9 protein-coding genes are annotated in these 9,081 nt (G+C 65.8%); all 9 read left to right on the top strand.

The window, feature by feature from the left end; all coding sequences use genetic code 11:
- Positions 1 to 263 precede the first annotated feature (263 nt).
- Positions 264 to 1,160 carry an ABC transporter permease gene (locus CQZ88_RS04335; RefSeq protein WP_006930742.1) on the top strand — a complete coding sequence of 299 codons (897 nt, stop codon included), beginning with the start codon at positions 264 to 266 and terminating at the stop codon, positions 1,158 to 1,160.
- Positions 1,160 to 2,038 (top strand): ABC transporter permease, encoded by an 879-nt coding sequence (locus tag CQZ88_RS04330; protein ID WP_006930741.1) that lies wholly within the window; start codon positions 1,160 to 1,162, stop codon positions 2,036 to 2,038. The genes CQZ88_RS04335 and CQZ88_RS04330 overlap by 1 nt, the downstream gene beginning before the upstream one ends.
- A 4-nt stretch (positions 2,039 to 2,042) precedes the next feature.
- Positions 2,043 to 3,128, top strand: a complete 1,086-nt coding sequence (locus CQZ88_RS04325; RefSeq protein ID WP_044475572.1) for a hypothetical protein — start codon at positions 2,043 to 2,045, stop codon at positions 3,126 to 3,128.
- Entirely contained in the window at positions 3,125 to 4,135 is a 1,011-nt protein-coding gene (locus CQZ88_RS04320; RefSeq protein WP_006930739.1) for an MlaD family protein, read from the top strand. The genes CQZ88_RS04325 and CQZ88_RS04320 overlap by 4 nt, the downstream gene beginning before the upstream one ends.
- The gene (locus CQZ88_RS04315; protein ID WP_006930738.1) at positions 4,132 to 5,139 is read left to right on the top strand and encodes an MlaD family protein; all 1,008 of its coding nucleotides are present in this window, start codon (positions 4,132 to 4,134) and stop codon (positions 5,137 to 5,139) included. Before CQZ88_RS04320 ends, CQZ88_RS04315 begins: the two co-directional genes overlap by 4 nt.
- Positions 5,140 to 5,141: 2 nt before the next feature.
- Positions 5,142 to 6,233 carry an MlaD family protein gene (locus CQZ88_RS04310; RefSeq protein ID WP_044475574.1) on the top strand — a complete coding sequence of 364 codons (1,092 nt, stop codon included), beginning with the start codon at positions 5,142 to 5,144 and terminating at the stop codon, positions 6,231 to 6,233.
- 32 nt (positions 6,234 to 6,265) lie between these two features.
- Positions 6,266 to 7,225: an MlaD family protein gene (locus tag CQZ88_RS04305; protein WP_258008439.1), complete on the top strand. Its 960-nt coding sequence runs from the start codon at positions 6,266 to 6,268 to the stop codon at positions 7,223 to 7,225.
- Positions 7,222 to 8,181 carry an MlaD family protein gene (locus CQZ88_RS04300; protein WP_006930734.1) on the top strand — a complete coding sequence of 320 codons (960 nt, stop codon included), beginning with the start codon at positions 7,222 to 7,224 and terminating at the stop codon, positions 8,179 to 8,181. Before CQZ88_RS04305 ends, CQZ88_RS04300 begins: the two co-directional genes overlap by 4 nt.
- A 61-nt stretch (positions 8,182 to 8,242) precedes the next feature.
- A complete protein-coding gene (locus CQZ88_RS04295) occupies positions 8,243 to 8,878 on the top strand; it encodes a hypothetical protein (RefSeq protein WP_006930733.1) in 636 nt (211 codons plus the stop codon).
- Positions 8,879 to 9,081 lie beyond the last annotated feature (203 nt).

The raw sequence follows: 9,081 nt of genomic DNA, 5'->3' as shown, positions 1-9,081 counted from the left end.
GCCCGAGGCCGCCCAGCAGGCCATCCTCGAATCCTTCGAACACGAGAACACAATGTCCGATTTCATCGGATCAGAGGCCCCGACGACGGTGCTCCCACGAGTAGCGCTGTGACGCGGCGCCAGTCGCACGGTCGAGACCGGCCGCGGCGAGTTCACGCCGGCAACTGTTGCGCCACCCCGGGTGGCCACGAACGAGAAAGGTACCGACCTGTGAGAAGGCGGGACTGTGAGACGACTGCCGTCGAACCCCTGATGGGGGAGCGATGAGGACGGGTCCGGCGCTGCCGGTAGAGACAGAGACGCCGCCGGAGCGTCGGGATCAGGAGCCGATCCCCTGGCGGCGGAACGTCGTACTCCGGAAGATCGGCGGCTACGTCACGAACAAACCGACCCAGAGCCTCGCAACCATCGGCCGGTCTGCGAGGCTCGGTGGCAACGTCGTGCGCTACTGCATCGAGGACACCATTGCACTGAGACTGTCGGTACGCGAGGTGGTCGAGCAGATGTGGAAGCTACTCAAGGTGACGGCGCTGCCCGCCCTGCTGATGGCCGTCCCGATCGGAGCCGAGGTGTCCGTTCAGGTCGGCGGCATCATGAACCAGGTGGGTGCGAACTCACTGGCCGGCGCGGCGAGCGGCCTCGGGGTCGTCGGTCAGGGAGCGCCGATGGCCGCCGGGTTGCTCATGAGCGGTGCGGCCGCATCCGCTATCGCGTCGGACCTCGGCGCGCGAGCGATCCGCGAAGAGATCGAAGCGATCCGGGTCATGGGTATCGACCCGGTGCAGCGACTCGTAGTCCCGCGATTCCTTGCGATGATCGCGATCGCTCCCATGCTGTGCATCATCATCATCGCAGCGGGAGTCTCGGCGGGTCTGTTGATCTCCGCGAACGTGAACGACGTCGTCCCAGGCAGCTTCTGGCAGTCGTTCGGCGCGTTCGCCACGCCCACGGATCTCGCGTTCTCGGTGCTGAAGTCGGTGATCTTCGCCGCGATGGTGGTGTTGATCGCCGGACTGCGGGGACTCGAGGCAAAGGGCGGGCCGACCGGCGTTGCCAATGCCGTCAACGCGTCGGTCGTGCTCAGCGTCTTCTGCATCTTTGCGGCGAATCTTGTCGTGAGCCAGCTGCAGATGATGTTCTTCCCGGCACGGTTGGCATGATGGCGACGAATACTCCAGCACATCGCGGCGCGACCGCGCCGACGTTCCCCGTACGCATCACCGGCACGGCGACGCGCCGGATCCGGGCGAGCGTCGAGGAAGTCGGACAGATCGCGCTCTTCGTCGGCAAGACCGTCTACCTGCTGCCCAAGACTGCCCGTCACTACCGCAAGCAAACTCTCACCACGATGAACAACATGGCCTGGGGCAACGGGTCGTTGGTGGTGGACGGCGGCGTGATCAGCCTGATGTTCTTCCTCGGCATCGCAGTGGGCGCCGTCGTCGCGATCCAGGCGTTCATGGCCTTCGACCTTCTGGGGTTCGGCGCGTTGACCGGCATCATCGGCTCGTTCGGCAACGTCCGTGTGATCGCCCCCATCATCACGGGAATCGGTTTCGCCGCCCAGGCCGGATGCCGCATGACGGCCGAGATCGGTTCGATGCGGATCTCGGAGGAAATCGATGCCACCGAGTCGATCGGACTCCAAGCCATCCCCTTCGTGGTCGGACCGCGGCTCATCGGAAGCATGCTCGTCGTGCTTCCGGGCTACCTCATGGCTCTCGTCGTCAGCTTCGTCACCGGTGGTCTGGTGGTCAAGACGTTCCACGCACAGCCGGAGGGCACCTACGACCACTACTTCGCCCAATTCCTGAATGTGCCCGACCTGGCCGCATCCGTGGTGAAGGCGTTGATCTTCTGTGGTGTCGTCACGATGATCCATTGCTATTACGGGTATTTCGCATCCGGGGGTCCGGCTGGGGTCGGAGCCGCATCCGGACGTGCGATCCGCGCGAGCCTCGTCGCGATCGTCGTCCTGAACTTTCTGATGACGGTCGCCATCTGGGGTCTGAGCCCCGAACTGGTCTTCAAGGGATGATGGGATGAGCACTTCCAGGAACCAGGACTTCCTGCGGGGATCCGCAGCGAATCAGTCCCGAGTATTGGCGGTCGCCGGCGTCGCAGTGATCGGCCTGGCGGGTGTGATGGTCACCGCCACCGCGTCTCTGTATCCACGCATGACCGCGCCGGACGGGCTCGCCGTCGGGGTCGAGGTCCCCTATGTCGGTCCGGGGGTGACGGAAGGAACCAAGGTGGTCCTGCGGGGACAGGGCGTCGGTCTGGTCGAACGGCTCGACCGAACCGAGGCGGGCTCGGTGCAGATGCGGCTCGTCCTCGATCAGCACCAGGTCGCCGGGCTGACGGACTCGTTCGAGGTGGACTTCCGTCCCGAGAACTACTTCGGAACATCCGCAGTGAACATCGTCGTCATGCCCGGCGGCGACCCCCTCGAGCCCGACACCGAAGTGCAGCGGACGCCAGGAGGCGACTTCACGATGTCGACGATGATCGAGCAGGGCTCGCTCACCATCGACGGAACCCTGACCGACCGGATGGTCACGTCGCTCGACAAGTCGGTGCACTACCTCGACGGACTGGCACCGTGGATCGAGACGGGTGTGCTGGTCGCCGACCGTGTCGCACAGGCGCAGCAGGCGCCACCGAGCGAGCTGATGACGAGATTCAACGACATCCTCGCGGCAACACCAGGATTCAGCGATCAGGCGATCGAGGCACTGATGTACATCTACGACAGCGTCTACAACCGCCTGCCGGACGGCTCGATTGGTGTGGACGATGCCGTCTTCGACGAGTCGAACGCCGGCCTGACGCTGGCCGCCAATCAGCTGTTCGGCCAAGCCGGTGCCCTGCTCGCCTCGCACGGGGAGGAACTGACACCGCTGACGCAGATCGTCGTGGAAGTGTCGGATGTCTTCCCGCACCTCGTCAACGGCGGCCTGACGCCGGAGCAGGCGCGGGAGATCGTTGGTCGATTCGACTCCGCGTTCGTCGACACCCCAGACGGGCAACGCCTCCGGTTGCGCGTCGTGCTCGACGGATTTCCGGCGCTTGCGGCCCCGCTCGGGATCGCCGCCGCGCCGGCCGAACCGAACGGGGGAGAGCGATGAACGCGCGTGCCGTCTTCCTCGCGACCGTCCTCAAACTCGCGATAGCAGCAGCTGTCTCGGCTCTGCTGTTCGTGCTGGTGATCAGCGCCATGCGCAGTCCCGTGGCCGGTGACACCCGCACCTACACCGCGGAGTTCTCCGATGTGTCAGGTCTCGGGGTCAACGGTGACATTCGCACGCGTGGGGTCCGGATCGGCAAGGTCGAGGCCATCGACCTGGTGACTCGCCAGGGCAGCACCATCGCCGAGGTCCGTTTCTCGCTGCAGGAGCCATACGTTCTCACCGCGGACACGACTCTGGCGGTCAAGTACCAGAACCTCACCGGCGTGCGGTATGTGGATGCCGACTTCGGGGAAGATTCCGGGGTCCCCGTCGAAACTCTGCCTCTCGACAGGACCCGACCGTCGTTCGATATCACCGAGCTGTTCAACGGTCTGCAGCCGGTGCTGGACACCATGAGTGCCGAGGACATCAACACCTTCACCGAGAACGCCATCGCCCTGCTGCAAGGAGACGGCGGGGGACTGAAGCCGATGCTCGACGACGCGCAGAAGCTCGCCGATCTCGCGGCCGACCGGGAACAGGTCATCGCGACGTTGACGACCAATCTCGCGCGGATTTCCGACTCCATGGGTGGCCGGTCGGATGAGGTCGTGGAGTTCCTCCGCTCGATGAGCTTCCCGATCGCGAAGGCGATGACAGTTCTCGACGAGTTTCCGAAGACCGCCACGTACGGCCCTGAGTTCCTGACACCGATCAAACGGCTGCTCGACGCCTACAGCCTGCAGCCGGGGGCGAACGTCGAGCAGATGGTGGCCGAAGCGTTCTCGTCGCTCGAGGAGACAGCGGAAGCTCTCCGGCTGCTACCGAGTTCGGTGGCGGGACTGCAGATCCCGGTCGGGGATTCCCCCGGATGGGAAGGATGCAGCAAGGGTGTCGCCCAGCTGCCGACCGAAGTCGACGTTCTCCTCAACGGTAGCGGGGTAGTGGTATGCAGCGCACGGTGAAGTCCGCACGGACACGGTTCGGTACTGCCCGTCTGGCGACGTGGCTCGCCGACGACATGCGCATCGGCGCCGGCGTGGTAGCCGTGGCCGTCCTCGCGCTCGTCGCGACGACCGTGCTCTACATAAGTCCCCCGGGCAGGAAGGTGGTGGCCTTCGAGACCACCGACGCGTCCGCCATCTCGGTCGGCCAGGACGTGCGGATCGCCGGGGTGTCGGTCGGCAAGGTGACGGACATGGAGCTCGGACAGTCGACCGTCCGGGTCTCGATGGAAGTCGAGGACGACGTGTTGGTGGGCACCGAGTCGCGGGTCGAGGTCCGGATGCTGACCCCGGTCGGGGGCTACGCGATCACGCTTGTCCCGCTCGGCGTGAGACCGCTCGACGAGGGGGCCCTTCCTGTGGGACAGGTGACCGTCCCGTACTCGATCGGTGACGTACTCCAGGCGGCCCCCAACACCACCGACAACGTCGACGGCGGCACGATCGATGCGAATCTGGTCCAGGTCGCCGAGGCGCTACAGCAGAACCCGGACTCGGTGGGATCGATCATCTCGGGGATGACGGCGATCGCACGTGTCATGGACCGGCAGCGTGAGCAGGTCCGGACGGTCACGGGACTCGCCTCGGAGTACCTGCAGACCTTCAACGCGAATCGCGAGCTCGTCTTCCATCTGATCCGTGAGATGGACATGGTGCTCTCGACGTACAACACCAACCATGCCGGCTTCAACGAGGCGTACCGGCTGCTCGGGCACGTGCTGATGACTGTGGCACCGTACGAGGAGTACTACCTCGACCACCGGGACGAGGTCGCGGCGGCCATCACTCAGGTGCGCGCCATGATCGAGGAATTCAACGCGTCCATGGGGCCCTCGATCGACGCCCTGACTGCGGCCCGGGAGCAATTGGCGAACTGGCTCACGCCCGAGGGGCTGGCCACGATCAGCGGAGGAACGCTCATGGCATCGGACATCTGTATTCCGGTTCCGGGACGGCAGTGCTGACGATGAACAAGGTCAAGAAGGTAGCAACGATCGGCCTGGCAGTGACCGCCGTCGTCGGCGCCGGCTTCACCGCCGCGCGCACGGCCGGAGCCGAACCCGCCCCGTCGTACTGCGCCGAAATGCCGGACGCGGTCGGGCTGTATGTGGGTAATCCGGTCACCCGGATGGGGTTCCCGGTGGGACGGGTCGAGTCGATCGTGGAGAAGGGCGGTCACGTCGAGGTGACGTTCTCGACGGACGGGGATCGCCCGCTTCCCGCCGATGTCAAAGCGGTGACCCGATCCAAGTCGATTCTCGCCGACCGCAGCCTCGAGCTCGTGGGCAACGACACATCCGGCCCCACGCTCGAACCGGGATCCTGTATTCCGCTGCAGAACAGCCGGACTCCCAAGGCCATCTCCGAGGTCGTAGGGTCGGCGGCGGACTTCATCGAGGCCCTTTCTCCCGAAGGGAGCGCGGACACCGTCGAGATGGCCGTCGCGGGCCTGGACCAGGCTCTGCGTGGACAGGGCGACAACGCCCGGTCGATGATGCTGCATGCCGCCGATGCCATGGAAAGCCCCGACAAGTTCGTCGCCGACATCGGTACTGCCATCGCGAACATGGCGCCGTTGAGCGAGCAGGCTCTCGCCGACTGGGCAGCGATCAAGTCCGTCGTGGAGCAGATGCCGGACGTGGCGGTGGCGGGAATAGACCTGTGGCCCGGAACCATCGACGTGTGCGTGGGAATCGGCTGGCTTGTCGCCACTTTGGACGACATCCAACGCAAGTACGGCGGGGACATCTGGCCGTTCGTGCACGGTCAGGTCGCCGACGCGATCGCACTCGCCGCGGGGCGGACGGGCGAGATCCAAAGCCTCGTTGCGACGGTGCCGTCGCTCGCGGCGGTCGCGGATCAGCAGACGCGGAACGCCGGCGGGCTGACGATGCAGTACACGCCCCCCACCATCACACTGAGCGACGAGGACGCCGACCGGCTGTGCGCACTCCTCGACACCGTCCGGCCGGGTAGCTGCACACCGACCGAATCAGGAGCTCGCGTTTCGCCGACGGGTCTGATGGATCTCGTCCTCCTGAACGGGGCTGCACAGTGAAGACACGGATCGACCTCGGACGGACGGCGCGGGTGACGACAGCGCTGCTGCTGACGCTCGTCGCCTCGGCATGCTCGCTGCGGCCGGAGGACCTGCCGTCGGTCCGCGGTGGCGTCGGGGACGGGTACGAGATCTCGCTCGAGTTCGAAAGCGTCATGAATCTGCCGGCCGGAGCCGATGTGATCATGGACGGCGTACGAGTCGGTGAGGTCCGCGAGCTCGACGTGGCGGACGACAGCGTCGCCGTCGTCGCGGGGATCCGGCAGGACACGCGGGTGCCTGCGGGCGCGAGGGCCATCGTCCGGCAGAACACCCTGTTGGGTGACACCTATGTCGCCCTCGTCCGCGACCCCGCCGCCGTCGTCGGGGGATACCTCGAGGAGGGAAGCACCGTCCCGTTGAGCCGGACCACGTCGCCGCCGCAGCTCGAGGACACCATGGCCGTGCTCGCGACATTCGTCAACGGCGGCAGCATCCGAAGGGTCGAGGACGTCATGGCCCGGGTGAACGCGGTGATGCCGCCCGTCCCGGAAGTGGAACGACTTGCGTCGATCGTGTCGGTGGACCTGCGCGACCTCGGCGATCGGACGGCCGAGATCGACCGGCTGCTCGTGGAAATGGATGCCACTGCGGTCACCGTGGACGCCAATGCGGACTCGCTCGCCACGATCTTCGACTCGTCGACCGTGCATTACTGGCGGCGGCTCGCGGTGGATGTCGTGTCGCACATCGGTCAGATCCTTCCTTCCGTCGGAAGCCTGTACGAGGGTGGACTGTGGCTGATCCCGATGTTCGAATCGCTCGCCGACACCACCGACGTCTCCCGGGGCGGGCCCTCGGCCACCGTGGAAGTGTCGAATTTCCTTCGGACAACACTGATTCCGTTTGCCCAGAATCCCTCGGTGGACATCGTCTCGGTGGAAACGGCGGACGGTGATCAGTTGCTTGCCGATGCCGAGAACATCCTGCGCATGTTGGGAGCTGTGAAGTGAGCCGGCGTACAGCGCGGTCGATCGTGGGTATGGGTCTGATAGCGGTGCTCTCGTTCCTGTACATGACTCAGTTGGGCCTGCGGACAGGGTTCATGGAGGACGTCTACACGGCACGGGTGCAGGTCCCCGACACGAACGGCCTGGTGGAGGGCTCGCGGGTGCTGTTGCGCGGGGTGGAGATCGGCGAGATCACCGACATCACCGCATCAGCGGACGCGATCGACGTGTCGTGGAAGTACGACCGGAACCATCCCGTCCCCGCCGACAGTGCGTTCCGCGTGGACAATCTGTCGGCGCTCGGCGAACCGTATCTCGCCGTGTGGCCGGCGTCGGCGGCCGGACCGTATCTGGACGACGGCGCGTTCGTGCCGTCCACCCAGGTTGTGGTGCCGACGACGTTCGAGGAGTTGTCCGAGCGCCTCACCCGCCTGCTCACGCAGGTCGATCCGGAGGGCGTGCGCCAGATCTTCGAGGCGCTGGATGTCGCTCTGCCCGACGATCCGCGTGTGCTGGGCAATCTTTCGCGGGCGGGGGAACTGATGGCAGCCACGTTCGCCCAGAACGCGGACAGTTTCACCACGCTGCTGCGGACCGTTCAACCGTTGCTGCTGGACAGCACGACGATTCCCCTGGGGATGCACAACGCCGAGCCGCACCTCGCCGAGTTCGGAAGCGGGTTCCGCGATCTGCTCGCCGGCATCAAGTTCGCTGCCGATCGTGGGCCGCTGAATGCCGGTATCGCGCACGGTGCCAGTCCGTTCATCGGTGAACTGCAGAAGTTCCTCGATGCGACGGCCGCGGACCTCGAGGTCATCGGCGTCGATCTTCTGCCTTCGGTTTCTCAGGGCGCGAGGGCGGTCCGCACGATCGACGTCGGCCGTCTGCTCGACAATGCCCTGACCTCCACATCGTCGGGGGACGCAGTGACCGTGCACGTGCAGGCGCCGGGCAACTGACCGTCCGACGGTCCCGGCACGTCACCCCATCAGATCGATACGAACAGGAATGAGGCGCACCATGCAGATGATCACCTCCGATCAGTCCACCGATAAGAACGACCGCAGTACGGCCGAGGACGGTGTCCCTCCGCGGGAGCAGGCGGATTCGCAGCGGTCCGGGTTCACGGTGCGGCTACAACCCGGGAAGATACTCATCGGTGGACTCGTGGTGGCACTGTGCGCCGCCGTGGCCCTCCTCGGCTGGCAGGTGAGCGACAAGGCAAGCGAACTCGACCGAGTTCGCACCGAGGCGGCAGCACTCGAGCGTGCCGAACAGGCCGCGCTCGAATACGCGACAGGTGCTGCCGAAATGGACTTCCGCGACCTGCAGACCTGGCGAACCCGGCTGACCACCGGAACCAGCCCCGAACTCTCGGAGCGGCTCACTCGCGCGGCGACCTCGATGGAGCAGATCATCGTTCCGCTTCAGTGGACGTCGACGGCGCAGCCGATTACGGCCAAAGCCGAAGCCGGTCCGGACGGCATCTACACGGTCGATTGCTTCGTGAGTGTGGTGACCAAGAACGCCCAGGCCCCCGAGGGCATCCAATCGACGGCGACGTACAAGCTGAGCATGGACAGCCGCGACGAGTGGAAGATCGCCGAAATCAGCGGTGTCGGATCGGCTCTGGGCGACGGCAATACACCCAGGTGAGGGGCGCCGTGCATTGTCGGTGGCGGCGGTCGGTGGAAGGAGGTCGGAGATGTCGTCGAGTGAGCCGGCGAGCATGGTGATGGCGATAGGAACCGCGGTCGGCGTGGTGGTCTCGGGGATGGATCTGCCGCAGCCGCTCGAGGACCAGGCCCGGGTGGCAGTCGAGGCGGTGCAGGAGGCTGCCGGCACTCTGGACCGGCAGG

It is taken from the genome of Rhodococcus sp. ENV425 (assembly GCF_002887785.1).
In the GTDB taxonomy this organism is placed as follows: Bacteria; Actinomycetota; Actinomycetes; order Mycobacteriales; family Mycobacteriaceae; genus Rhodococcus; species Rhodococcus aetherivorans.
Note: the sequence above shows the minus strand (reverse complement) of the source record. Positions and strands in the feature narration are given on the sequence as shown.

What these genes read in the sequence shown, in the direction of transcription:
- CQZ88_RS04310 (WP_044475574.1), top strand. Translation starts at nt 5,142, where the DNA reads ATGAACAAGGTCAAGAAGGTAGCAACGATCGGCCTGGCAGTGACCGCC.
- CQZ88_RS04295 (WP_006930733.1), top strand. Translation starts at nt 8,243, where the DNA reads ATGCAGATGATCACCTCCGATCAGTCCACCGATAAGAACGACCGCAGT.
- CQZ88_RS04325 (WP_044475572.1), top strand. Translation starts at nt 2,043, where the DNA reads ATGAGCACTTCCAGGAACCAGGACTTCCTGCGGGGATCCGCAGCGAAT.
- CQZ88_RS04335 (WP_006930742.1), top strand. Translation starts at nt 264, where the DNA reads ATGAGGACGGGTCCGGCGCTGCCGGTAGAGACAGAGACGCCGCCGGAG.
- CQZ88_RS04320 (WP_006930739.1), top strand. Translation starts at nt 3,125, where the DNA reads ATGAACGCGCGTGCCGTCTTCCTCGCGACCGTCCTCAAACTCGCGATA.
- CQZ88_RS04330 (WP_006930741.1), top strand. Translation starts at nt 1,160, where the DNA reads ATGGCGACGAATACTCCAGCACATCGCGGCGCGACCGCGCCGACGTTC.